Source organism: Allofrancisella frigidaquae (assembly GCF_012222825.1).
GTDB lineage: Bacteria > Pseudomonadota > Gammaproteobacteria > Francisellales > Francisellaceae > Francisella > Francisella frigidaquae.
Genome location: NZ_CP038017.1, coordinates 618,754 through 645,025, shown reverse-complemented (window position 1 = coordinate 645,025; position 26,272 = coordinate 618,754). Strand labels below are relative to the sequence as shown.

The following is a 26,272-nucleotide window of genomic DNA, read 5'->3' as shown; positions in this document are numbered from 1 at the left end:
CATAGTAACTTTATATGATTAATTTAATATATATATAATAGCAAAAGTAAACATACATTATCAGATATACTTTTTAAAAAAAGTTCAATGAAAATTAAAATACAAAGTTAGAAAGTACTAATATGTGTTGGAATTGGTATAACAGATGCAATTAGAAACTACTGCAATATCAGTTGCCCGTCCACTAGCTTATAAACCTTGTCCATCCGGCTAGCAAGTTGCTCATCATGAGTTACTATTACAAAACTAGTTCCAAAATCTTGGCTTAACTGTTGAATTAACTGAAATATACTTTCTGAACGCTGGCTATCTAAATTACCAGTTGGCTCATCTGCCAGTATACAGTTTGGATTAGTAACTAGTGCCCTAGCGATAGCAACTCTTTGACGTTCACCACCTGAAAGCTCAGCTGGTTTATGATCAAACCTTCCTACTAGACCAACTTTAGCTAAAATTTCTTGGGCTAACTTAATAGATTCTTTTTTAGTATATTTTTTAGTAATAGCCAAAGGAATCATAACGTTTTCTATAGCTGTAAATTCTGGTAATAAGTGATGTAATTGGTAAATAAAACCTAAGTGTTTGTTACGCATTAAAGCTCGTTTATTAACGGACTGATTGTCAAATCTTTCACCCATTAAATAAACTTCTCCAGCTGTACATTTATCTAACCCGCCAAGAATATTTAGCAAGGTAGTTTTACCAGATCCAGATAATCCTAATATAGCTATTTTCTCACCTTTTTGGATATCCAAATTAATATTTTTTAGAATATCTATTGTATTTTTAAACTCTATATATTGTTTAGAAACATTCTTACAGCTTAATACAATTTCTTTATTCATATCTAAGTGCCTCCACAGGTTGTACTCTTGAAGCACTCCAAGCTGGATACAACGTAGCTATAAAACTTAAAATCATTGAAACTATAGTTACTTTTATAACGTCATCTAACATAAGTTTTGACGGTATATAGTCAATCAAATAAACATTTGCACTAACAAGCTGTCTACCTGTAGCGTGCTGGATAAAGTTAACTATTTCAGTAGCATAACTAGAGAGTAAAACTCCCAATAATACTCCTAAAATAGTACCTATTAAACCTATAATAAAACCTTGGTAAATAAATATTGTTAGAATCTGTCGTGATGACATTCCCATCGTTCTTAATATAGCTATATCACTACGTTTATCAGTAACTACCATTACCAAAGAAGATAATAAATTAAATATAGCAACTGTAATAATTAAAAGTAAAATGAAAAACATCATCGTTTTTTCCATCTTTAAAGCATCAAAGAACGATTTATTTTCATCGGTCCAATCTCGAGTAAAATAGTAAGACTGTATAGCCCCATCGTTAAGTTTATTTTTTATCTCTGGAGCATCATAAATGTTATTTACGCCAAGTTGTAAAGCTGAAACATTATCACCTAACTGAAAAACCTTTTGTGCATTTTTAATATTTATAAGCGCATAATAAGCATCATACTGATAACTAACAGAAAAAATTCCTGAAACTGTAAACTGCTTAATTCTAGGTATCATACCGGCTGGAGTCAAGCTCACCTTTGGTACAATAAGCGTTACCTTATCACCTATTGTTACTCCTAAGCTATCAGCTAAAGCACTTCCTAAAACTATATTGTATCCTTTATCATCATCTAGTGTCGCCAAAGAACCATCTATAATATGCTCTGCTATAGGTAAAACTTTGGTTTGGTATTTAGGCTCTATACCCTGTATTTGCACAAAAGCTGTTGTACTACCACCGCGATTTGCGCTTAATAACCCTTGTGAATCTATGACCGGCGCTGCTGCTTTTACCTTAGGTATCTTAGATTCTATTTGCTTTGCAACACCTTGCCAATCTTCTAATTTCCCGCCTAACTCATAAACTTTCAATGGTGGCACCATCATAAGGATACGACTTTTAATCTGCTCATCAAAACCATTCATTACAGACATAACTGTAATAAGCACAGCTACACCTAAAGATATCCCTAAAAAAGAAATTGCAGAAATGATAGATATAAATCTATTACGTTTTTTCGCACGAATATATCTTAGACCAATAAATAAAGGAAGACTTCTAAACATCTATTTTTTTATACACATAAAACTAAATATATAGGATAGCATATTAAAGATTGAAAAACATTTTAAAATCTACCTATGCAAAAACTATTAGGAAACAATACCAAATTTGAAAAGTCCTGACGATTACCTACTTTCACCTGGGCAAATGCCAGACTATCATCAGCGTTAGTCCATTTCACTTCTGAGTTCGGAATGGGATCAGGTGGTTCCAGACTGCTATTATCGTCAGTGCATATATGATACTCTTCTTAATCTATAAGTCAACTATTAGTTTTAGTATTGCCACAAAAAAACTTATAAATCTTCACCTATTTGGTATTTTTCTAATAACAATAAAACCTCCTCGCCACATTCTTGATAAGCTTTAAGCTCGCCACTAGCACATGCATGTGCTTTAACAGATAGTGAATCTATCATGAACTATTGTGAATCAATGTCTGAAGCATAAGTCATTAGATTATTTCAAATACCTTTATCAGCCTAGTGTTTATAACGCTTATGGATGGCTCTACTATTACCATAATCCTTGTGAAGATATTTCCACTGAGCTCCTATTTTTAGGATAAAAAATACCGCTTCTATGAATTTTCTTAGTTTAACTGTATCTTTCGTATGTAAGCCTTTTTGTGATGTAAGAAAAGTTGCTAGATTGTATTCTGAAAGTTTTAAAATAGTTGACCAATTTGATTCTGATATATAATATTCCATGTGCATTAAGTATATTTTTTGTTTCGCAAAAAATATTTAAATATACTTACATGCATATTGCAAAAAATTTTGTTCATGGAACCTAATAAATTAAAAGTTTATGATTTCTTTAAAAACTGATACCAAGTATTATAATATAACTATATTGAGAGATCTCTTTAATGATTTGCTAGTCCGTATGCGACTATGGTTCAAAGCTTACTAAATTTTCTCATAGAAAAAATATACATGTAGCTTCTATAGCTGAGGCTGATTCAGTTATTAATGAAATTATAAATATAAGAATAAAACACGGGTATAGTGTAATATGAATTTAGATATTAATCCTCAATTTTCAAAAGCCTTAGATTTATTAAAAACTGGTGAAGAACATTTGTTCATTACAGGCAAAGCAGGTACAGGTAAATCAACGTTACTTAATCACTTTTGTAAAACAACTAAAGATAAGCCTGTTATTCTCGCTCCAACAGGCGTAGCTGCTCTAAACGTGCAAGGTGAAACTATTCATAATTTTTTTAATTTTTATATAGATGTAACTCCAGATAAAATCATCAATAAACAAATAAGACCTAAAAACCCTAAAATATACCAAAAAATAAATACCATAGTGATTGATGAAGCTTCAATGCTAAGAGCTGACCTATTAGACTGCATAGATGTTTTTTTAAGAATCTATGGTAAAAATGAAACATTACCATTCGGAGGAGTCCAGATGGTATTTATTGGTGATTTATATCAGCTCCCACCAGTTGTAAATAAAGCTGAAAAGAAAACCTTTGCTAGTTTATATGATTCTTCTTATTTTTTTAGTGCTAAAGCTATACAGAATATTGAACTTAATATAATAGAGTTAGACAAAATATACCGCCAAAAAGATCAAGATTTTATTGATCTATTAAATAAGATCCGAAACAAAACAATTGAGCAAATAGATTTAGATAAGCTCAATAGCCAATTATATAATAATACAAATACTTGTGATAAGTTTACTATAAACCTTACCTCAACAAATAAAAGTGCTGACCAAATTAATGAAGCTAAACTTGGGCAACTTAAACATAAATCACGCTTTAGTCATGCAATTATTACTGGTGATTTTGGTAAAGAATACTTTCCCACATCTCCTGAGCTTCAATATAAGATAGGAGCTCAGATAATGATGTTGAATAATGATTCAAATAATAGATGGGTTAATGGTAGTATTGCTGAAATAATAGATGTTCAATACGATGAGGATGAGCAGGAATACTTAAAGGTCTTATTAAATGACTCTAACAGAGTTGTTAAAGTCTACCCTCATACATGGGCTGTATATAGATTTTTCTTAAAAAATAGTAAATTAGTTTCAGAAAGTATAGGAAGCTTTACGCAATATCCTTTTAGATTAGCTTGGGCTATAACTATTCATAAAAGCCAAGGTAAAACTTTTGATAGAGCCGTCATTGATCTTGGAGCTACATCTTTTGCAAGTGGACAAACATATGTCGCTTTGAGTAGATGTACTTCTTTTGAAGGAATAACCCTTAAAGTTCCAATCAAAAAACACCATGTCAGAGTTGACTATAAGGTCTATAAGTTCTTAACTGATTACGCATATAAAAAAGCTAATGAAAAACAATCATTTGATAGAAAACTAGAAATTATAGAAGAAGCTATAAAAAGTGAAAACGAATTAAGTATCATCTACCTTAAAGCTAATGATACGAGATCTGAAAGAGTCATAATCCCAATATCTGTAGGTAGACGAATTTATCAGGGTAAGAAGTTTTATGGTTTGCTAGCATATTGTACTTCACAACAAGAAGAACGCATGTTTACTGTAGATAGAATTCTTGAGATTACATAATTATAACTATATGACATATAGCTGTATATGTTGTTATATATACTATTATTCTTCTTTCGCTATTCTTTTATTAAGGCCTTTTTTTAAAGAAATAAAGCATTGAGATTAACTATTTGCTAATATAGACAGACAATAAAAAAATATAGTAAATTATGTTCTTTAAAAATCTAACCGCATTTAAAATTACTGATATAAATATTGATACGTTTGAAGAATCAATTAATAAGCTGGCTTTTATCCCATGTAGTAAATCTCAAAAGTCTACTAAAGGGTTTGTAAACCCTTTCATCAAAGATGATGAAAATTGCCTCTTTAGGTTTAATCACCTAGCTGTTTTTTGTTTATTGACTGAAGATAAGCTACTTCCTGCGCAGATAATTAACCAAGAAGCACAAGCTTATATAGAAGAGTTAGAACAAAGTCGTTATGTAAGTAAAAAAGAAAAATCTGAGATTAAAGAAGATACTGAACAAAGACTTCTGCCACAAGCTTTTAGTAAATTTAAAAAGGTATACGGTTACCTAGATCTTACAAATAATTATCTAGTTATTGATAGTGTCTCTGAGAATCAAGTTACTAAAATAATAGAACTATTACAAAGATGTGAAGCAAGATTTGAATTAGTTCAAAAAGAAGAGTCTGAGATACTTACTCATTGGTTTATTGATAATGCTAACCCTTTAGATGTTGAAATATCAGATAAGTGTAAGCTCACTAGTGATATTGGTGATGGTATAGCTAATATTTCATGTCAAGGCTCCGCTGTGCTGAATGATCAGATAAAATCATTTGTAGAGGCTGGTGGTTATATAACTGAATTAGCTATAATTTGGAAAGAACAGTTAGCCATGACTGTTAATACCAAACTACAGTTTAAATCAATCAAATTCTTAGATGGTATTAAAGATCTAAACAAAAATGAAAGCCATGAGGCTGACCTTCTTTTAATGTCTGATACCTTCGCTGAACTAATCAACTCGATAGAGAAATGGCACAATGGATAAAAATATGTTGAAAAAGTTTTGAAGCTAAAAACCGTACTGCTAGAGATGGTAGAAACCCTCTTATACTACCCCAAACTAACCGTACTACCTTCTGCTATTAAGCTACTAATATCATTAACAAACTCATATATTGAGAAAGGTTTCTGTAAAGTATCAAAATTAGCTTCTACTCCGTCTAAAGATATAACTATCTCTAAAATATTTGATTTTTGTTCATTATGGAGGTTGATATTATTTTTAAAGTTATTAAGGACTTTTATCAGATTAGTAGGGTTTATATTTTCACCCTTTAACGTTAGCCTAACTTTACTAAAATTTTCATCTATATATTGAGAAATTGGCTGAACTTTATCAACACTTAGCTTATTTCTCTCTCGCTGTATATCTCGGCTAACTTTACCTTCTACCACAACTATATCATCAACACTAATACTGTCTTTAACAGATGCAAATATATCTTCACTAACTAGACAATCTACTCTATCAAATTCATCATCAATATTGATAATATACAAAATTCGACCAGTCTTAGTCTTTCTACGAATAGCCGGGGTTATCATACTAGCAATAATTCTAACTGAATTTCCATCCATATTTGAGCGTTGTATTTTTTCAAGGTCACTAAAACTTACATGATTACGCCAGTGACTTTCTTCATCAAGAATATGTCCAGTAAAGTACATGCCCAAAGCTTTTTTTTCATTTATTAATAATTCCCTTAAGCTCCATTCTTCTGCGAAACATTCTTTTTCAAATTCAGAATCTGTATCACTTTCTTGTTCTGTAAAGCCAAACAAATCATCTTGACCAGCAGCATTCATCTCGTTGACGTAACCGGCATTTTTTATAGCTTTTTCTATAGAATTAAAAGCTGTAGCTCTGTTTTTTGAAATACCATTTATAGCGCCAGCAAAACATAACGCCTCAAGAGCTTTTTTATTGACTTTACGTAAATCTACTCTACGACATAAATCAAAAATTGAACTGAATTTACCTGCTAACTCCCGTTCCGTAAGAATACTTTTGATAGCTTCTCCACCAAGCCCTTTTATAGCTCCTAAGCCAAGTAATATAGTACCTTTTGAAACAGCAATACAAGCATATACACTAGTGTTTATATTAGGGGCTTGGACTGATATTCCCATGTTTTTACAATCTAGAATAAACTTAACTAACTGATCAGTATTACCCATATCACCAGACATGAGAGCAGCCATATATTCATCAGGATAATGCGCTTTTAACCAAGCAGTTTGATAAGCTATCAAAGCATATGCAGCAGCATGGGATTTATTAAAACCATAACCAGCAAAAGCTTCCATCTGGTCAAATATTTCATCAGCTAAGCTAGACTCAATGTTATTGTATTTTTTAGCACCTTCTTTAAAAATCTTACGTTGTTGCTCCATCTCTTCTGGTTTCTTTTTACCCATTGCTCTACGTAAAAGGTCTGCCGCTCCGAGAGTGTAGCCAGCTAGTTTTTGTGCCATTTGCATTACTTGCTCTTGATAAACTGGTATACCGTAGGTTTCCTTAAGGACCACTTCAAGTAAAGGATGTAAATAAGAAATCTGCTTACGCCCATGTTTTCGATCTATAAATATTGGGATATTTTCCATAGGTCCTGGTCGGTATAGCGCAACTAGTGCAATAATCTCTTCAAAATTTGAAGTGCCAAGATCTTTAACTATCTGACGCATCCCCTGTGATTCAAGCTGAAATATTCCTGTAGTATTACCAGCTTGTAAAAGTTTATAGGTTAATTTGTCATCTAAAGGAATATCAGAAATATTTAAAAAAGGTTCACCAGCTTTTTTCTTAGCATTAATACTTTTAATAGTGTTATTTATTATCGTTAAGTTTTTTAAACCTAGAAAGTCAAACTTGACTAAGCCAACATCTTCTACATCGCCTTTGTCAAACTGAGTAACAATATCCCCACCTTTGTCCTCACAGTATATCGGAGCAAATTCAGATATAACTGTTGGTGATATAACAATACCCGCTGCATGTTTACCTAAACTACGTGGTAAGCCTTCAAGTTTTTGGGCTTTTTCAACTATTTCTGCAACATCCTCGTCAGATTTCATTTCCTCATACAAAGGCTCACCTTCATGAAGAATTTTTTTAAAAGTTGTACCAGGTGTTTCTGGAATAAGTTTAGCTATCCTATCACCAAAACCAAAACTTTGCCCCATAACTCTAACTACATCGCGCACAACACCTTTAGCAGCCATTGTTCCATACGTAATAATCTGGGCTACGCTTTCCTTACCATACCTTTGTTCAACATATTTGATTACTCTATCTCTACCTTGGATACAAAAATCTATATCAAAATCAGGCATTGATACCCTTTCAGGATTCAAAAACCTTTCAAAAAGTAATCCGTATGATAAAGGATCAATATCTGTAATCGATAAAGAATAAGCTACTAATGAACCAGCCCCTGAACCACGTCCAGGTCCTACTGGAATATCATTTTCTTTTGCCCAACGTATGAAATCCTCAACTATAAGAAAATACCCCGGAAAACCCATATCACAAATGATATCGATTTCTCTTTGTAATCTTTCTTTATAAGTTTTAATTATATGCTCATGTTTATCTGCAGACTTAAGCGATAATATTTTTTCTAGACGCTTTTCTAGTCCTTTATAACATATTTTTGAAAAATATTCTCTCTGTGTTAAACCTTCTGGGATACCAACAGTAGGTAATGATGGTTTACCAAGTTCAAATGTAACATTACAACGCCTTGCTATAGCTAAAGTATTGGTTAACAATACTGGTAAACCACCAAAGGTCTCGTGCATTTCTTGTGATGACTTTAAATATTGTTCTTGGGTAAACCTAGATTTTCTAGTCTCATCTAAGATAGTTGTTTTCTCGTTAATGCAAGCTCTAATTTCATGAATATCATAATCTTCTGAATTCATAAATACTGTTAGATTAGTAGCTACAGCAAGCAAACCTTTTTCATGGGCCAATTCTAAAGCTTTTTCAACATATGTGCCTTCATTTTCATAACCTAATTTATGGATTTCTATAAAATAATTATCTTTGCCAAAGATACTAATATACTCTGATATAACTTCTAAAATTTTACTAGAATCTTTTGAAAGTATAGCTTTACCTAACTCGCCATTTTGACCGCCGCTTAAACAAATAGTATTTTTAAAATCCATTTGATTAAACCATTTTTTAGGCACTAAAGGAATTGAGCCTACTCTATCAGCCTCCTGATATGCTCTTGAAATAAGGTTAACAATATTTTGATACCCTTGATTATTTTCAGCTAGTAATATTAAATCACATATCCCCAACTGAGTATCTATTTTTAGCTCAACACCAAATATTGGTTTGATGCCTGTTTTTAAGGCTTGTTTATAAAATTTAACAGCTGCAAATAAATTACATACATCAGTCAAAGCTAAAGCAACTATATCTTTTTGTTTAGCTGTTTCAAAAAGCTCATTTAGCCTAACTGTACTGTCAATAACAGAAAACCCTGTATGAACCCTAAGGTGAGAAATCATTATAAATATTTTTTTATAAATAAATTTAACTACAAATGTTACTATAAAAGAATTATAAAATCATGGTAGAATTTCACTAACACATTGTTAGACACAAAAAAAATTCTACCTAAAACTTAACTTATGGGATAACTTAGATCCAAGAAAGTCACTGATATGCTTTTGCTTATCTTTAAGGACAAAATCATTATATACAATCATATAAACTAAAACTTTACGAACATAGTGCCTAGTTTCACCGAATGGTATGTTTTCTATCCAAATGGGAGCTGGGACTTCTTTGCTATTTAACCATTTAGCTACATTTCCAGGACCAGCATTATATGCTGCTATGCCCAAGATTATATTCTTATTAAAAAGACTATCTAGAAAATATAAATTTGCGGTACCAATTTTAATATTATTCTCTGGAGTAAATATTTGGGTGTCAATCTTATCTAGCTTAGCTCCAACTAAAGATAGTTTATATTTTTTAACTATAAATTCTGCTGTTGGTATAGTTACTTGCATTAAACCTTTAGCACCCGCTGGTGATTTCGCTTCTATATCAAAAAGTGACTCTTTTCTCATTATAGAAAGGATTAGACCTTTATCAATAGCATACTTATCAGCATTCTCCTTAACCTTAGAAATAAAAGCCTTAGGAAATAGCAAGTTAATATTTGAATACTGACCAATAACTGACATATTAAATATAGCTGCATAGTACATATTCTCATTAGCTACTAATTGAGCTAATTTTTTTATTTCATCTTTTTGATCATTTTTTAATTTGTTTCTAATACTCCATTTCCATAAACTAGTAGAATCTGTATACTGATCAATCTGGTACAAATCAATAGCCTGTTGTATTGTTTGTTCTTTTAATAAGTCGTTAATATCTTTAGTGTCTAGCTTATCATTAGGTTTATCACCATAGTTATATGGTTTACCCAACTCATCAGCAGCCAAAAATGAATAATATTCTAAAGGTTCTTTAGCTAACTGCTCAAATATTTGTTTCGCTTTTTCTTGTTGTCCTAATTTCTTATAACTATATGCTAACCAATATCTCCAAGCATTGTCTTGTTGAGATTGCTTAGGAAGCTTACTATAAGTTTTTATATAATCTTTAAAATCACTATTATATAGATCTACTCTTAATAACCATTCCCAAACAATAGTATCTAGATATCTCTTATCTACTTTATCAAGCCAGTGTTTGGCTTGCAATGATTGAGAACGCGCGAAACTTACTGCTATTTCAGAAATACACTGATGTTTCGTTTTCTCATTTAGATACCTTGTATTTTTTAAACTATCCCAAACTTTAGCATAATTTTCCGAATCCTTTTTGATTAAATTTTTCGATATCTCTACAAAGATGTCATTAAAATTTTTATATCTATGGAACTTTAAAATAAAGTTATCCAGCTTACTAGGATCTTTTGTCACTTCTTTCCAAGCTGTAATGTAATTCACATAATCATCATTATTTTTTACATAAGTATTTAATAACCATAACGCATCGCTAAATTTACCTGCAAAAGCTAAAGTATAAGCTTTAGTTACAATATAATCTTTAGCTTTATGATCATAGTTATCCCAATATTTTTGCATTTCATTACAACCAGATGGCATATACACCATATCTTGCCATAGCTGAGCATATGCGTTTAAAGCCTTTTCCTTATCTTCTTGCTCATACTGAGCTTGTATACTCCAACATTTTCCGGAAACACCTAGACCACCTGTATAGTATTTATCAAATAACTCCCAATTATGATTTTTCGCATAATACGTCGCAAGGTCATCAGATAATTGCGATAACCAGTATGTGTCTTTGTTATCCTTGTAATAACTATCTATAGTCATTTGATCAAAAATACCTGGTTCTGAACTAATTTCTTTATACTGCAAATAAGAATAAATACTCGTATCTTTAAGCTTCGATTTGAGAAAATAATAAGACTTATAGTCTTTGTCATACAATGCCTGAATGGCTTGCTTTGAGGACTTAATTTGCTGATCTGTAAGACTATAGCCAAATTCTAAACTCGTTATAGTTAAAAAAACGATAAAAAATTTTTTTGTCATTACTGTCCTTTATTATATTCTTTGTATTAAGCTAAAAACGAAATTTGCTGATTTTTGTGCTGCCATTTTAGCAAATTCATCAAAATTTTCTGGTGCGTCACCATCTGCAGTATCTGATATACTTCTTAATATTAAACTTGATATACCAAGCTCATTACATACTAAATTAACACTACCACCTTCCATCTCTATAGCTTTTGCAGCAAACTCGCCTACTACAAAATCTTTTTTTACTGTATCGCAAATAAACTGATCTCCTGTAGCAATTACACCCATTTTAAGATCTAACTCTAACTCTTTTGCTACCAGTTGAGCTTTCTGTAACATCTCTTTACAGGTATCTATTTTGATCTCTGAAACTGGATTTTTACCATGTGGATAACCAAATGCTGTTATATCAACATCATGTTGTACTGTCGCTGTAGCTGCTAGCAGATCACCGACTTGTAGCTCTTGTAATCCTCCAGCTACTCCAGTAAAGAGTAAACATTCAGCTCCAAAACGCTCAATCATAATAGCTGCTGTCATGGCAGAAAATACTTTACCTATTTTGCTATATGCGATAACCAATTCTTTATCTTGGTAATTAGCTAAGTAATATTTGTTATTTGCATATTCAACTATTTGATAATTGTCTAATTTTTCTAGTATAGGCTGGATTTCAATTTCCATCGCACCAAGTATAGCTATTTTTCTCACTGTTTTTCCTCAACTTCAACTTCTATCCCATGTTTTTTTTGCAAACTTAAAAAAAGATAACAAAACAGTTGTTACTGCCGATACCCTAGAAGAGGAAGCTATACTCCCAACAGCACCTTCTAATAACACCATCAGTCTTTCTAATAAATTTAGTAAATAATCGAAAGAGGATTCCACATGAGATTTATTATGGTATGTAAAGTTCCAATAAAATCCAAGGGGTTAAAAAATGCTACACATAGACATTTAACTCTTTCAGATAGATATTGTATACAAAATTTACTTGGATTAGGATACCTGGAGACAGAAATAACCAATATTGTAAATTTTTTGTAAAATACTATTTGCATTAGCAAATAAAAAATGTAAAACCTAGTTTCATATTTTAAACCACCATAATATATAAAATAGTATATAAGCAGCAAATATGAAGGTATTTTTACCAAGCTCTGTAACAAATATTACTTCGGTCATTAATAGTTATTAAATATGTTATTAAATTTGTAATATTTATACTATATATGGTAGCCCATAAGTTACTTCCTATCAAAAACTTACTTTATGTATCAATTTCACCATATATAAATCAGAATTTTTAACCTATAAACTTCTTTCAAGTTTTAATTGTTTAGTATTTAGACTAACATAAACAAAGTAGGAGGATGAATATATGAAATATTTTTGTAAAATATGTAAAAAAGAAAAGATGGGTGGATATGATGGAGAACCTTGTAACTTAACTCGAGATTGTTCAGGGAAAATGGTGCCGCTATCATTAATTTTCGGAACTGATTACAATAATTTTAATACCTATTTTCCTGAAAAAATAACAAAAACTATGTATAAAGGCGAAGAATATATATTGCCTAATGAAATAGAGATTACAGGAAAAAAAATAAAATCCATTCATAAAGGTGAAGAATATATATTACCTGATAAAGTAAAAATCATGAAAAGCATAGCCAATGAAAACAGTGAGAGGAGGAGAAAAAAGGTTGATCCAATCGCTGCTTTAAAGGAAACTGATTTTGAAAGAAAGGTGGTGTATGAACAGTCTCTAGATGGGAAAAACTTATTAAATTCACTAAGAATAGATAATCCTATCCACGCATCACAACCAAACCTTGTTCATTTTATTTGGTTTGGTCGAGTACTACCAATAACATATCTTTGCAATATAGCTGATTTTTTAAGCCTAAATCCAGAGTACACAGCTATAGTATGGACATCAGACGTTCAAACAATGAGTGAATATGTAAGTCATGTGCCATGGAAAAGGGAACAAGCTGGAAAAACTATGGGAATAACTCAACCAGGTCTAAGGAATGATTTAGTCCTGCTACCATCGAAGAAAAGTTTAAGTTATTTAGATCTAGCATACACTGCTCGACAATCCACCCCAATGTCGGATGGATTAATGAAAGATTACAAAATGTTAATGTCTAAAGAAGCTGTTTATGCAGATAAAGTTGAATTAAATAAATCTTTTCCTGACGGAGTTCAGCAATTTAAAAAGCTATATAGAAATGGTCGAATAAAGATTCTTAGCGTACTTGACTTGGATGATAACATAAACAAAGCATTCGTGGAAACTAAAATTGACAAAACACAGTACAATGCTATACGAGAGCTATATGATCTCTCATTGAATCTGATAGGAGGACCGAATAAACATTTCGCTATGGCAAGTGATATCCTTCGCTTAATTTTGATTTTAACGAAAGGAGGACTTTATCTTGATACTGATACTTATTTTCACCCTAAAATGAAAGAAGCAAATAAATTAATTCGTAATAAAGATTCAAAAATAAGTCTAGTCCTGGGAAGTAAATATGCTAGTGCAACATATACTGCATATAATGCTATTATGTATGGGCCACAGTACTCTAGAGGAGCATTAATGATGTTAGAATTTATGTACAATAAGTTGCGAAAGTCTGTAAACTACGGTCGCTTATCTGAGGTATTGATAAAAAAGGACTTAAATCCTCAATTTGTCCTAGACAATACAGGACCATCGTTATATGAACAATATTTATCACTTGTTGGGGACGAAGGAGTTATTGCGACAAATGAATTTGCTATTATTGAATCAGACAAAACGTGGAAATAACAGGATTGATATGATTTGTCGTAAACTGACAAGCCTCTGAATTTATAACTCATATAAATATCCCTGGCTTAAAACCTAAGCAAGATTGCCTAGAAGGTATGTACGGCTCTGGTGAAGCTTTTATAAGACTTGTCCAGCAAGAAATAGTTACCGACCTTAAAGACAAAAAATTTGTCCTTTTCGGTTATGGTAAAGTAGGTAGAGGAGTTGCAAAATACCTTACTAAGGCTGGAGCTAAAATTAGTGTTGTTGAAATCACACCAAACACCTTGATGGAGAGTTAATAAATCAATGGTCAGAATTTTTAAGAGCCTTTCCACTTAACTGTGTAAATTCACTTACATGAATCTCTGAATTCTATGCTCAAACTCGATAGCGAAATAAGGCATAGCCTCATTCCAATATTTAACAGGCATAGACCATTTTTTAGTCAAATAATCTATAGCCAAGTACAAAGATTTGAAAACAGAGTCATCTTTAGGAAATAGCTTTTTATTCTTAATGACTTTCCTAAACTGGCTATTAAGCGATTCAATCGCATTAGTAGTGTAAATAACTTTACGAATTTTTGGAGGATATTGCAAGAATACAGTTAAATTATCCCAATTATTTATCCATGACTTTGAAATTAAAGGATATTTAGTATCATATTTATTTGCAAAGTTATCAAGCTCAGATTGAGCTATTGCAATGGTATCAGCATCATATATTTTCTTTAACTCTCTAGCTACCTCTTTCTTGTCTTTATATGGCACATACTTAAGACTATTACGAATTTGATGAACGATACAAAGCTGATGCTTTGTCTCAGGGTATATAGCTTGTATAGCATCAGACATGCCTTTTAAATTATCAGTACATGCTATAAATATATCCTGTAAGCCTCTATTCTTTAATTCAGTAAAAACACTAAGCCAATATTTAGCACCTTCATTTTGACTGATCCAAAGACCTAATACATCCTTATGACCAGTTAACGATATGCCAAGAGCCACATACACAGCTTTATTAATAATATGCTTGTCTTCTCTAACTTTAACGACTATACAGTCAAAAAACACTATTGGATAAACTGACTCTAAAGGTCTATTTTGCCATGCTTTAACATCATCAATAATAGCTTCTGTAACATCACTTATAAAGCTTGTACTTATCTTTGTATCATATAACTCAAATAACTGTTGTTGGATATCTGTAGTACTCATACCTTTAGCATACAAAGATATAATTTTTTGGTCTAAGCCGTTTATCTTGGTGACTCTTTTGGGAACTATTTGAGGTTCAAAGTCACTATCTCTATCTCGTGGAACTGATATTTCCAAATTACCTGTGTCTGTAGCTAATGTCTTGTTACTATAGCCATTCCTAGCATTTGATGAATTAGTCCTTTGGTGTTTTGAATAACCAAGATGACTATTCATTTCTGCATCTAGTGCTTTTTCTAATAATCGTTTTGTTAGTTGCTTTAGCAAACCATCTTTCTCAAACATTTGATTAATATCAACACCTGAATCTATTATTTGATCTGCAATAGCTGTGTAAATATCTTCTGACTTCTTATTCTTAGACATTGTTTCTATCCTTAATATTTCGCTAGAAATAATCTAGCAGGTTAATTAAGAATTTACACATTTATTTGGAAAGTCCCATTTTTAATGTTAACTGCTTCGACGTGTGCTTATACTTTTAGAGCTACTTATCATTTTTCCTCAATCTCAACTTTAGTGATTTTTCTAAATCCTTGTGGTAAAAGCACTCCACCACCTGATGTCTTATCTGTAATATAAGTGTCTATATTTTTATTATCTATACGTATAAACCTTTTACCCGCATTTAAAATAATTTCTTGGCTTTCTGGATCAAAGAGTTCTACATGTTCTACTTTATCTTTTTTATCAAGCTTAATTATAGACTTGCCTTTACCTTTTTTTAGCTCAGCAAAAGTTGAGAAGTCTCGAATTACAGCCCTACCTTGGGCACTTATAATTAAAGCTTTTGAACTACTGTCAAAAGCAACAAATTTTATCACCTCATCAGCATCAAAAATGTTTTTCCCCGTGACTTTATTTGCTACAAGATCCTCGCCAGGTATTACAAAGCCTTTACCACTACTATTTGCTAATAAAAAATGTGAAGCTGTATTTACAAATGCAATACCTATAATTTCATCTGCTTTATCTAAAGGAATATAAGCTGTAATATGCTCACCATATCCCCTTGCTGAAGGCAACTTATCTATATACATAGAGTACGATTTACCTAGTTTAGAGAAAAAGATAATTTTTACGTTGCTATGTCCTGATGCTGCTAGATAATGGCTATCTTCTGGCTTATAGCTAAGGCCTGTAGGATCTATATTATCACCCTTAGCACACCTTACCCAACCTGCTTTAGAGAGTAAAACTGTAACCTTTTCATTAGGGATTAAATCTTTTTCTTCTAAGGCTTGAGCTTTCTCAGCTTCTATAATTTTTGAGCGTCTTTGATCACCAAAATCAGCTAGTATCTGCCCAAACTCTTTTTTCATAAGGTTTTTAAATTTAGTTTCACTATTTAAATAACCCTCTAAAAGCTCTTTCTCTTTATCTAGCTCTTTTTGTTCTTTTTTAATCTCTATTTCTTCAATCTTTGCTAATTTACGTAATCTGATATTAAGTATTGCTTCAGCTTGAATCTCTGAGAGAGCAAATCTATTTTGTAACTCTATACTTGGATCATCATAATTTCTAATAATATTAATTACTTCATCTATATTTAGAAACGCTATTAGTAAACCCTCTAAAATATGTAAACGAGCTAATACTTTATCTAAGCTTGTAGTTAACCTTCTTTTTAAAGTTTGCTTTCTGTACTCAAGCCACTCTTGTAAGATTTCAAGTAAATTTTTAACTCTTGGACGATTATCAAGTCCTATCATATTCATATTCACACGAAAACTTTTTTCAAGATCTGTTGTTGCTAACAGATGCCCCATTAACCTTTTAATGTTCTTTTTTGTTGTATTCGAATATAAAACTATTTTCACAGGCTCTTTATCATCAGATTCATCTTGGATGTTTTTGATCCACGTTATCTTTTGTTGTTTTAGTTGGTTAGCTATTTGCTCCATAACAGCTGCACTTGAAACTTGATGAGGTAGTTTTGTGATAATAACATTACCATCATTATCAATGTCATACACCGCTTGCTGCCTAATTGATCCTGTACCAGATTTGTAAACTTCTGATATCTCCTGTTTGGTACTTATAATATTAGCTCCAGCTGGATAATCTGGTGCTTCAACTATCTCTAAAATATCATCTATGCTAGCTTTTGGATTAGATAAAATATGCAAACAAGCATTTATAACTTCTGTTATATTATGTGGCGGGATATATGTCGACATCCCAACAGCAATACCCATAGCCCCATTTAATAATATATTTGGCACTTGAGCTGGTAAAAGTTTTGGCTCATCTAAAGTACCATCAAAATTTTTCACCCAATCAACAGTTCCTTTCTTTAATTCGTCCAAAAGAAGAACTGCATACTTTGAAAGCCGAGATTCTGTATAACGCATTGCAGCAAATGATTTCGGATCATCAATAGAGCCCCAATTTCCTTGACCATCTATAAACGGATACCTATAAGAAAAGTCTTGAGCCATCAAAACCATAGCTTCATAGCACGCACTGTCGCCGTGTGGATGGTATTTACCTAATACATCACCCACTGTGCGAGCAGATTTTTTGTATTTAGAAAGGTGACTTAACCCAATTTCACTCATTGCATATATGATACGCCTTTGCACAGGCTTTAAACCATCTGAGATATGTGGTAATGCTCTATCTAAAATCACATACATTGAGTAAGTTAAGTAGGCTTGTTCTGAAAATTCACCTACTGATTGCCGGTTCTCTAAACTTGAAAATAAATCCATCTAATAAATTATAAATTACTGACTTTTGGTAAATTATATATTAACTACCTAGAGTATGCTAGTTTGAGCTGTTTCTAAAGAGTGCTTTGTTTCCTATGGTATTCTATAGTCTCAAGCTCCTTTGAAAACACAAACTTGTTTCTTCTAAGAAAATCAAGTGTTTTAAAAATATCAGTAAACTCTGATAATATCCACGCTTGAATATCATAATCATAAATAGTTTTTGCTTTTAAATACCTACTAACGCCTGCCCTACACTCTTGAGTTAGAAAATCAGTAGCTGGGAACTTTATAACAATATGCCCCCTTTTATCATATACAGCTACTTTTGAATACTCTCCTAGGCTAACAAGCTGTTCTTTTAATCCTTTAAAGTCTTCCCAAGCTAAGAGAGTCTTTTCAAACTTATCTCTCTCTAAGTATTTAATAGCTGTCGAGTTATAGTTTTGTTTTAATTCATAGGTTTGATCTTTTAGCTCATTATACTTAGTTAGCAACTCATTATATCTCTTATTTAGAGTTAAATTTGAAATTTCTAAGCTATCATTTTTATTTGAGAGCTCTGCTTGCTTTTCTCTATTTTTTTTAGTTTTAGTAGCAACTTCATTGTCAATATATTTAGCAAGCTTATTACGCAAAGATATAGCACAATCTTTCTTATCAATGGCGAATTCTTTTAAAGTTTCTTCTATCAAGAGCAACAGACTATCTTTTGGCTCCTCTTTTTTTACATCTTCTTGCAACTGAGCTAATTCTAACGCTTTAGGATGATTTTCTTTATATAAAGTAACTTTATCTACTAAATCAATTATTGAGACAGCTCCACCTATAAGTTTGCGAACCTTATTAACTGTTATCTCTTCATTTTGTGATTTTAAAAGGTCACATTTTTGATTTACTAGACTCTGTGCTACTTTTTGGACCATATTAAACTTTTTCTTCTTTTCTTAAGGTTAATACTTCATAACCATCTCTGGTGACCAATATAGTATGCTCCCATTGAGCAGATAAAGATCTATCTTTTGTCACCGCCGTCCAACCATCTTTTAATACAGATACTGGCCTTTTACCTATATTGATCATTGGCTCGATAGTAAATATCATACCCTCCTGAAATTTTGCTCCTGTCCCCATCTTACCATGATGCATTACATGTGGTGGCTCATGAAACTCTTTACCAATACCATGACCACAAAAAGTATCTACGATAGAGTAACCAAATTTTTTAGCATGACTTTCTATAACAGCCCCAATATCTCCAAAATGGTTGCCTGGCTTAACAACCTCAATCCCTTTCCATAAGCATTGGTGAGTTACCTCCACAAGCTTTTTAGCCATAACAGAAGCCTCCCCTATTATAAACATCTTGCTTGTATCTCCATGAAAGCCATCTTTTTTTACAGTTACATCTATATTTACAATATCACCTTTTTTAAGCTTTTTATCACAAGGAATACCATGACAAACAACATGGTTTATAGAGGTGCAAATAGACTTTGGAAAACCATGGTAATTAAGAGGCGCTGGATAAGCTTGCTGTTCATTTACTATATAATCATGACAGATTTTATCTAGTTCTGCTGTGGTTACACCTTCTTTAACATATGGAGTTATCATTTCTAAAACTTCAGCTGCTAATTTGCCAGCAACACGCATTTTTGCTATTTCTTCAGGCGTTTTTATAATTATTTCACTCATGACTTATTAAATTTCTAAAAATCTGGTTATACATTATAAACTATTGACTTATAAATATATAGCATCGCCTAAGATGGTGATAAAATTACGTATAACGGAAAACTAAGTGTAAACAAGTAAATATGTCCATTAAAAAAGCCCAAGAAAGCGTTTCTAACCTTTTTAGTGATATTACCCACCCTCGTCTTGCTAGTTTTATTGCTCTAACAGAAGAAATAGGTGAACTTGCTAATGAAATAATGAAAAAAGAAATTTATGAAGAAACTAACGATTTTACAAAGATTAAAGATGAAATAACTGACGTGTTTGTCAGCTTATTAGAAGTTGCTAATTTATATAACATTGATCTTGAAACAGCTTTTAATGAAAAAATAGAAAACCTAAAACCTCGCGTAAAAAAATGGAACAAAGCAAAAAATATTCTAAGCAAAAAAAGAGAAAAGCTCGACTAATCTAGGCTAATCTATAATAGCTTAGTCTAGAACCTAACATTTTACATGTAATTAATACTTACACAACTATTAACACATGATGTACAACTCAATTCCAAAATTTTATTCTGAAATGTATTTTTCATACTCACTTGGCTTAAGAAGTTGGCTAATTTCTTCAAGATCACTAAGTTCTAACTCAAATATCCATCCCTCATCATAACAATACTGATTTATTAATTTAGGATTATCAACTAGTTTTTCATTGATTTTCAACACCTTGCCTGATAATGGAGAGTAGATATCCGAAGCTGTCTTAACAGATTCAATAACACAAATTTCCTCACCTTTATCATAAACATGACCAAGTTTAGGCAAGTCAACATAAACTATCTCTCCAAATTCATTTTGAGAGTAATCATCTATACCTACCTTTACAATGTTGTCTTTTACTTGAACCCACTCATTTGTTTGGGTATATAAACAATTTTTATTTATTTTAGACATGCGAGCCTCCTATATTAGAAATATACATTAACTAATAACTGATGATAGATAATAACATAAAAATCCTTTAAAATTAATTTTGACAAACACCTAATCACATATTTTAAAATGGATAATTTGAGCAATAAAAATATTATAATTGCTGCTGGTGGCACTGGAGGGCATATTTACCCTGCTATGGCTGTTGCGGTGCTTCTTAATGAAAATGGAGCTAATATAACTTGGGTTGGTACACCTAACAGTATGGAAGCAAAGCTAGTAGCCGGTGTATTTGATATTAGATACATTAAAACTACTGGAATTAGAAGAAAAGGCTTTGTAAAAAAACTCTTATTCCCTATGAAATTAGCTATTAGCACCTTAAAAGCTTACAAAGTCTTAAAAGACACAAAAGCAGATTTAGTTATAGGGTTTGGTGGATATGTATCTGGTCCGGTATGTTTAGCAGCAAAACTAAAAAAGGTTCCTATAATTATCCATGAGCAAAATGCTAAAATCGGACTTACAAATAGGGTTTTAGCAAAATTAGCAGATAAAATATGTCTAGCATTTGATATTGATAATATAAAAAACTACTTTAATTCTAAACAGCTAGCAAGAACAAAAATCGTTGGTAACCCAGTAAGAAAAGATATTCTAAACCTTAACAACCTAGAAAAAAACTTCTCTCATCCAGAACTAAGGATTTTAGTACTAGGTGGTAGTCAAGGTGCAAAAGCTATAAATGATATTATACCTAAACTAATATTAGAATCTAAAAAGCATAATATAAATATTAAAGTGTGGCATCAAACAGGAGCCTCTTTGTTTGAGCAAACACATGCTAATTATGCTAATATACCTCAAGAAAACATCAAAGAAATTTCTGCATTTATAGTTGATATGGCAGCAGCATATAAATGGGCAGATTTAGTGATTTGTCGAGCCGGCGCTCTTACAGTATCTGAATGTGCTATTGCCGGGTTACCAACTATATTTATACCATTTCCGTCTGCAGTTGATGACCATCAGTTTTTTAATGCTCAAATTATTGTAAAAAGTAATGCTGGTTTTTGTATTAGACAAGATCAGATAGATTTAGAAAAATTAATAAGTATAATTAAACCCCTAACTGAAGATCGTAGTAAGTTAAAAAACTTATCAAATAATGCAAAAAAAGCATTGATAAAGAACTCTAGTGAACAGATATTAGAATGTGTGAAAGAAGTTTTATGTTAAGTAACTATTTAAGGATTTAAAAATGAATTTTGATATGTCTAAATTAATGCAACAAGCACAAAAAATGCAGGAGCAAATGAAAAAAGCTCAACAAGAACGTGAAAACATAGAAGTAACAGGAGAAGCAGGGGCTGGATTAGTAAAAGTAGTTATGACTGGTAAACATGACGTTAAATCTGTAAATATAGATCAAAGTCTTTTGAACGAAGATAAAGAAATGCTAGAAGATCTAATAGCAGCGGCTGTGAATAGTGCTGTTAAAAAAGTTGAGGTAAATTCTTCTACCGATCTACAGAAAATGGCTCAAGATGCTGGAATAAACCTACCTGATGGAATGAAATTTCCATTTTAATAAGAAAATTTTAAACGAAATGAACAATAAAATATTCTCTCCAAAAATTACAGCTGTTATTGAGTCTTTAAGAAAGCTTCCTACTATTGGTAAAAAAACCTCACAAAGACTGGCTTTACATTTATTAAGTAAATCGCCTGAAACAGCTATTGACATAGCTAAATCTCTTATAGAGGCTACCCAAAGTATTACTAACTGTAAATACTGTCAAGCTCTAACTGAAAATGAAATATGTGAAATATGTAGTGACTCTAAACGTGATAACTCTAAACTATGTATAGTAGAAAACTTGCTAGATCTCGTTGCCATAGAAGATGCTAATACTTTTAAAGGAAAATATTTTATCTTAAATGGAAGAATTTCTCCCCTAGATGGTATAGGACCTAAAGAGTTAAAACTAGATTTATTAGAAAAGATTATAGCATCAAGAAATATAAATGAAATTATACTAGCAATTAGCCCTACAGTTGAGGGGGAAACTACTGCTCATTTCATATCACAGATTATAGGTAAAAATATAATAATTTCTAGAATTGGATTTGGGGTGCCATTTGGTAGTGAGCTTGAATACCTAGACCAACAAACTCTATTACATGCTTTTAATGCCAGAACTAATCTCTAATTATCTGACTACTTAACCATATTTTTTCATCATTTTTGAAATAATTAATGAAGATAACAGACAGCTTATTAATATCAAAAGTATAGTACTATTAAGTATATATATATTAAGGACGCCAATATTATAACCTATCAATGCAACAGCCAGAGCAGCTGCAGCATGAGAGCTGCTTAAACCGAATATAATAATCTGATCTTCGTTTTTAAAGTTAAACATAATTTTTACCAATTTAGCGACCAACCATTTACTAAATATCGCCACTACAATAAAAGAAAATGTTAAGGTCAACCCCATCTTAAAAATAATTTTATAATCAAACATCATTCCTATACTTATTAAAAATACCGGGATAAAAAGCGTATTACCAATAAAATATATGTCTTGTTTGACTATTTCAATTTTATTTGAGAAATTACTTAAAACCAAACCAGCAAAGAATGCTCCAATAATAATATCCATACCCATACTCTCAGCAAAGATCGCTGAAGCAAAAACTATTAATAAAACGAATATATACACTAAGCTTTTCTGGTTTGAAAACCTATTTAAAAAAACTCTAGAAATAAAAGGGACTAAAATAAAAATTACTAATATGAATGTTATAAAATAGAGTGCTAAAGTAAAAAGCACTGACCATATAGTAACATTAATAAATTGATGCTTTATGTTAGTAAAAAATGCTAATATAAAAAGTACTATAGTATCTGTAATCACCGTTCCACCAACAACTACTGAAATTATATTTTTCTTCGGGAAATTAGTTATTAAAGGATACGCTATTAATGTGTGAGTTGAAAATATAACCGCTGTTAAAACTGCAGATTGAAAACTAAAATTAAAAAAGTAACTAAATACTATAAAACCCAAAATAAAAGGGATTAAAAAGGTAAGCGACCCAAAAGCAATAATCTTATTTTTATTAGTTCTAAAATCTGTAACATCAAGCTCAAATCCAGCTAAAAACATAATGTATATTAAACCTGTTTTTGCAAATATAGTTACTGCTAAACTTTGGTCAAGAATATTAAAACCATAAGGTCCAATTATAACTCCAGCAATTATTAAACTAATTATATTAGGTAATCTCAAAAACCTAGATAAAAGACTCGAAGTAAAAATTATTAAAAGTATAACTCCAAAAATATCAACTGGAGATTTTAAAGGAAAAATATCTAACCCCATTATTCAAAAACCTTATGATCCTTATAATAGAAAATCTATAATTTATTAAAATTAATACGTTAAGAGTAAATAATTACTATTTACTTATTCAGTATTCTTTCTACATTTATTGTCACATCTAATTTTCTAGTTAAACGTAGTAATAAATAAAGCTCTCTTCTATTACGCACTACCACTATAGCTGAAAGCTTAGCTTGTTTATTATCAATAGACATCATGTCAAGACTACGAATATCTATGCCTTCTCTGGCTAAAGTCGTGGTAAGTTTAGCAACTGCTCCAGGAATATTTTTTAAGGTTACAGCAATCCTAGCTCTAAAACTAGGCTCATCATCATTATTTACAGACCATTCTGCTTGTATCTGTTTAATGCCCTCCCTTTTAAGTATATTATATAATTCATTACAGCTACTTCTATGAACCTCTATATTATCTTGTGTTACTATTGCTTTTATTTCATCACCAGGCAGAGGCAAACAACACTCAGCTATACGCTGGTCATCTCCGTATCTGATTTGCACTTTTGATGCTGAGGATTTACTATACGAATGTTGAATATCATCTACATACTTAGCTATAAACTCAATAAAATTAGTAGGATCTATTAACCCTAAGCCAGTATCCAGGTAAAATCTATTTACAGTTTCTATACCCTCATAATTAAATAAAGCGCCATTAATAATTCCATTAGGAATACTTTTAATGTCAATATTATGTTCTTGTAATTTGCTCTCAACAAACTCCTTACCTGTAATGTAATTAACATTCTTATATTGCTGTTTTAGAAAATCTTTAATTGCTGATTTAGCTCTACCAGTTTCAACAAAATCCAACCAAGCGGGATTAGGGTCAGCTACTGCTGAAGTTACAATTTCTATGTTATCTCCTTGTTTTAGACGGTAATTAAGAGATACTACTTTTCTATTAACTCTCGCAGCTACACATTTATTACCTACATCCGTGTGAATATAATAAGCAAAATCTATACATGTAGAATTCTGGGGTAATTCAACTATCTCTCCTTGCGGAGTAAAAACAAAAACATCATTATTAAACATATCTGTTTTAACATTTTCTAAAAATTCTACAGAGCTGGCTGTATAAACGTTAATATCTGATATTTTCTTGAGCCACCTTTGTATAGCTTTATCAGTTTTTTCGCCTATCTTATAGCTCCAATGAGCTGCTATACCATATTCTGCTTGTCGATCCATCTGTAGTGTTTTAATCTGTATTTCTAACGGTATATTATAAGGTCCTAAGACAACAGTATGTAATGATCTATAACCATTAGCCTTAGGGGTTGCTATATAGTCTTTAAAGCGTTGTGGTATCGGCTTATACAGTTCATGAATTTTTCCTAAAGCTACATAGCAGTCAATACGACTAGGAACTATCACTTTATAAGCATACATATCCATTATTTCCTCAAAAGAAATACCTTTTTTACGCATCTTATTATATATACTATAAATTGTTTTCTTACGTGCTTTTATGCTATCTTTAGATGCCAACTCCCCTAACTTATCTACCAAAGTTTCTTTAACTTGATAAAATACTTTTTCTTTATTTTTTTCTACCTTTTTAACTTTTTCATCTAAAATGTGGTATCTATAAGGGTACATTCCCTGAAAAGCAAGAGTCTCTAATTGTTCTTTAAGAGTATTAATACCTAACCTATGAGCGATAGGAGCAAACACGTCTAAAGTTTCTTGTGAAATCCTTCTTTTCTTTTCTGGCTTAAGTGGTGCCAAGGTACGCATATTATGCAATCTATCAGCTAATTTAATAAATATAACTCGGACATCTTTTGTTACAGATAAAAGCATTTTCCGAAAATTTTCTGCCTGTTGTTCTGCTATATTTTTATGTCTAATTTGGGTTAATTTAGTAACTCCTTCAACAAGTTGTGATACCTTAGAGCCAAAAAGCTCTTGTATTTCCTGATGCGTATGCTCTGTATCTTCAACAACATCATGAAGTAGCGCTGCTATAATAGTGTCAACATCCATTCTTACTTCTGCTAAAATACAAGCTACTGCAACAGGATGAGTAAAATATGGCTCTCCAGAACTACGTACTTGAGTCTCATGAGCATCTGCCCCAAAAATAAAAGCTTCTGCTATTTTTAAACGTTCTAGGTCAGGAAGATACTTAGAGATAAGCCTATTAAGTTCATAAAAACAAAACATAATAAAATAAATAATATATATTAATGTTATAGATGATAAATCGATTTGATAATCAAAGCAATTACA

21 protein-coding genes, 1 rRNA gene and 1 pseudogene are annotated in these 26,272 nt (G+C 31.5%); 8 read left to right on the top strand and 15 right to left on the bottom strand.

Annotated features, from left to right (window positions below; all coding sequences use genetic code 11):
• Positions 1-158: 158 nt before the first annotated feature.
• From lolD to E3E15_RS03005, 5 genes and pseudogenes are all read right to left on the bottom strand, one after another.
• Positions 159-845, bottom strand: coding sequence for a lipoprotein-releasing ABC transporter ATP-binding protein LolD (gene lolD, locus E3E15_RS03025; protein WP_172106539.1), 687 nt, complete (start codon positions 843-845; stop codon positions 159-161).
• Positions 838-2,100 carry a lipoprotein-releasing ABC transporter permease subunit gene (locus tag E3E15_RS03020; protein ID WP_035718765.1) on the bottom strand — a complete coding sequence of 421 codons (1,263 nt, stop codon included), beginning with the start codon at positions 2,098-2,100 and terminating at the stop codon, positions 838-840. Before E3E15_RS03020 ends, lolD begins: the two co-directional genes overlap by 8 nt.
• 114 nt (positions 2,101-2,214) lie before the next feature.
• Positions 2,215-2,330 (bottom strand): 5S ribosomal RNA (gene rrf / locus E3E15_RS03015).
• Between the two features lie 64 nt (positions 2,331-2,394).
• Positions 2,395-2,481: pseudogene (locus E3E15_RS07945) on the bottom strand (peptide deformylase); the annotation flags it as partial.
• Positions 2,482-2,580: 99 nt separating this feature from the next.
• A complete protein-coding gene (locus E3E15_RS03005) occupies positions 2,581-2,808 on the bottom strand; it encodes a transposase (protein WP_172106538.1) in 228 nt (75 codons plus the stop codon).
• Between the two features lie 307 nt (positions 2,809-3,115).
• Here E3E15_RS03005 and E3E15_RS03000 point away from each other — a divergent pair, with 307 nt between their 5' ends.
• Both E3E15_RS03000 and rdgC read left to right on the top strand, forming a co-directional pair.
• Positions 3,116-4,654 carry an AAA family ATPase gene (locus E3E15_RS03000; RefSeq protein WP_172106537.1) on the top strand — a complete coding sequence of 513 codons (1,539 nt, stop codon included), beginning with the start codon at positions 3,116-3,118 and terminating at the stop codon, positions 4,652-4,654.
• 152 nt (positions 4,655-4,806) lie between these two features.
• Positions 4,807-5,658 carry a recombination-associated protein RdgC gene (gene rdgC / locus E3E15_RS02995; protein WP_172106536.1) on the top strand — a complete coding sequence of 284 codons (852 nt, stop codon included), beginning with the start codon at positions 4,807-4,809 and terminating at the stop codon, positions 5,656-5,658.
• Positions 5,659-5,723: 65 nt separating this feature from the next.
• On the opposite strand, the gene dnaE is transcribed toward rdgC, so the two are convergent.
• The 3 genes from dnaE to E3E15_RS02980 form a co-directional block, all read right to left on the bottom strand.
• Positions 5,724-9,197 carry a DNA polymerase III subunit alpha gene (dnaE, locus tag E3E15_RS02990; RefSeq protein ID WP_172106535.1) on the bottom strand — a complete coding sequence of 1,158 codons (3,474 nt, stop codon included), beginning with the start codon at positions 9,195-9,197 and terminating at the stop codon, positions 5,724-5,726.
• A 105-nt stretch (positions 9,198-9,302) separates the two neighbouring features.
• Positions 9,303-11,273, bottom strand: coding sequence for a lytic transglycosylase domain-containing protein (locus E3E15_RS02985; protein WP_172106534.1), 1,971 nt, complete (start codon positions 11,271-11,273; stop codon positions 9,303-9,305).
• A 12-nt stretch (positions 11,274-11,285) separates the two neighbouring features.
• Positions 11,286-11,972, bottom strand: coding sequence for a 5'-methylthioadenosine/adenosylhomocysteine nucleosidase (locus tag E3E15_RS02980; RefSeq protein WP_035718758.1), 687 nt, complete (start codon positions 11,970-11,972; stop codon positions 11,286-11,288).
• Between the two features lie 670 nt (positions 11,973-12,642).
• On the opposite strand from E3E15_RS02980, the gene E3E15_RS02975 reads away from it, so the two are divergent.
• Entirely contained in the window at positions 12,643-14,085 is a 1,443-nt protein-coding gene (locus E3E15_RS02975) for a glycosyltransferase (RefSeq protein WP_172106533.1), read from the top strand.
• A gap of 98 nt (positions 14,086-14,183) precedes the next feature.
• Complete coding sequence (locus tag E3E15_RS02970; protein ID WP_172106532.1) at positions 14,184-14,369, top strand: NAD(P)-dependent oxidoreductase; 186 nt, start codon at positions 14,184-14,186, stop codon at positions 14,367-14,369.
• A 54-nt stretch (positions 14,370-14,423) separates the two neighbouring features.
• On the opposite strand, the gene E3E15_RS02965 is transcribed toward E3E15_RS02970, so the two are convergent.
• From E3E15_RS02965 to map, 4 genes are all read right to left on the bottom strand, one after another.
• Positions 14,424-15,656, bottom strand: a complete 1,233-nt coding sequence (locus tag E3E15_RS02965; protein ID WP_172106156.1) for an IS256 family transposase — start codon at positions 15,654-15,656, stop codon at positions 14,424-14,426.
• Between the two features lie 128 nt (positions 15,657-15,784).
• Positions 15,785-18,004: a DNA topoisomerase IV subunit A gene (gene parC / locus E3E15_RS02960; protein ID WP_172106531.1), complete on the bottom strand. Its 2,220-nt coding sequence runs from the start codon at positions 18,002-18,004 to the stop codon at positions 15,785-15,787.
• A 74-nt stretch (positions 18,005-18,078) separates the two neighbouring features.
• Complete coding sequence (locus E3E15_RS02955) at positions 18,079-18,930, bottom strand: hypothetical protein (RefSeq protein ID WP_035718750.1); 852 nt, start codon at positions 18,928-18,930, stop codon at positions 18,079-18,081.
• A 1-nt stretch (position 18,931) separates the two neighbouring features.
• The gene (map, locus tag E3E15_RS02950; protein WP_035718749.1) at positions 18,932-19,702 is read right to left on the bottom strand and encodes a type I methionyl aminopeptidase; all 771 of its coding nucleotides are present in this window, start codon (positions 19,700-19,702) and stop codon (positions 18,932-18,934) included.
• Between the two features lie 122 nt (positions 19,703-19,824).
• Here map and E3E15_RS02945 point away from each other — a divergent pair, with 122 nt between their 5' ends.
• Positions 19,825-20,154 (top strand): MazG nucleotide pyrophosphohydrolase domain-containing protein, encoded by a 330-nt coding sequence (locus tag E3E15_RS02945; protein ID WP_172106530.1) that lies wholly within the window; start codon positions 19,825-19,827, stop codon positions 20,152-20,154.
• A gap of 102 nt (positions 20,155-20,256) precedes the next feature.
• Here the strand turns inward: E3E15_RS02945 and gcvH are convergent, their stop codons facing one another.
• Positions 20,257-20,640, bottom strand: a complete 384-nt coding sequence (gene gcvH, locus E3E15_RS02940; RefSeq protein ID WP_172106529.1) for a glycine cleavage system protein GcvH — start codon at positions 20,638-20,640, stop codon at positions 20,257-20,259.
• 108 nt (positions 20,641-20,748) lie between these two features.
• Between gcvH and murG the strand changes: the two genes are divergently transcribed.
• From murG to recR, 3 genes are read left to right on the top strand one after another with little or no spacing between them, the layout of a single operon-like run.
• Positions 20,749-21,858 (top strand): undecaprenyldiphospho-muramoylpentapeptide beta-N-acetylglucosaminyltransferase, encoded by a 1,110-nt coding sequence (murG, locus tag E3E15_RS02935; RefSeq protein WP_172106528.1) that lies wholly within the window; start codon positions 20,749-20,751, stop codon positions 21,856-21,858.
• Between the two features lie 22 nt (positions 21,859-21,880).
• Positions 21,881-22,210: a YbaB/EbfC family nucleoid-associated protein gene (locus E3E15_RS02930; protein WP_035718743.1), complete on the top strand. Its 330-nt coding sequence runs from the start codon at positions 21,881-21,883 to the stop codon at positions 22,208-22,210.
• A 19-nt stretch (positions 22,211-22,229) separates the two neighbouring features.
• Positions 22,230-22,832, top strand: coding sequence for a recombination mediator RecR (gene recR / locus E3E15_RS02925; protein ID WP_172106527.1), 603 nt, complete (start codon positions 22,230-22,232; stop codon positions 22,830-22,832).
• A 12-nt stretch (positions 22,833-22,844) separates the two neighbouring features.
• Here the strand turns inward: recR and E3E15_RS02920 are convergent, their stop codons facing one another.
• Together E3E15_RS02920 and E3E15_RS02915 are read right to left on the bottom strand one after the other, a co-directional pair.
• On the bottom strand, positions 22,845-24,014 hold the full coding sequence (locus E3E15_RS02920; RefSeq protein WP_172106526.1) for a cation:proton antiporter: 1,170 nt from the start codon (positions 24,012-24,014) through the stop codon (positions 22,845-22,847).
• Positions 24,015-24,094: 80 nt separating this feature from the next.
• Positions 24,095-26,206 (bottom strand): RelA/SpoT family protein, encoded by a 2,112-nt coding sequence (locus E3E15_RS02915; RefSeq protein WP_172106525.1) that lies wholly within the window; start codon positions 26,204-26,206, stop codon positions 24,095-24,097.
• Between the last annotated feature and the right edge of the window lie 66 nt (positions 26,207-26,272).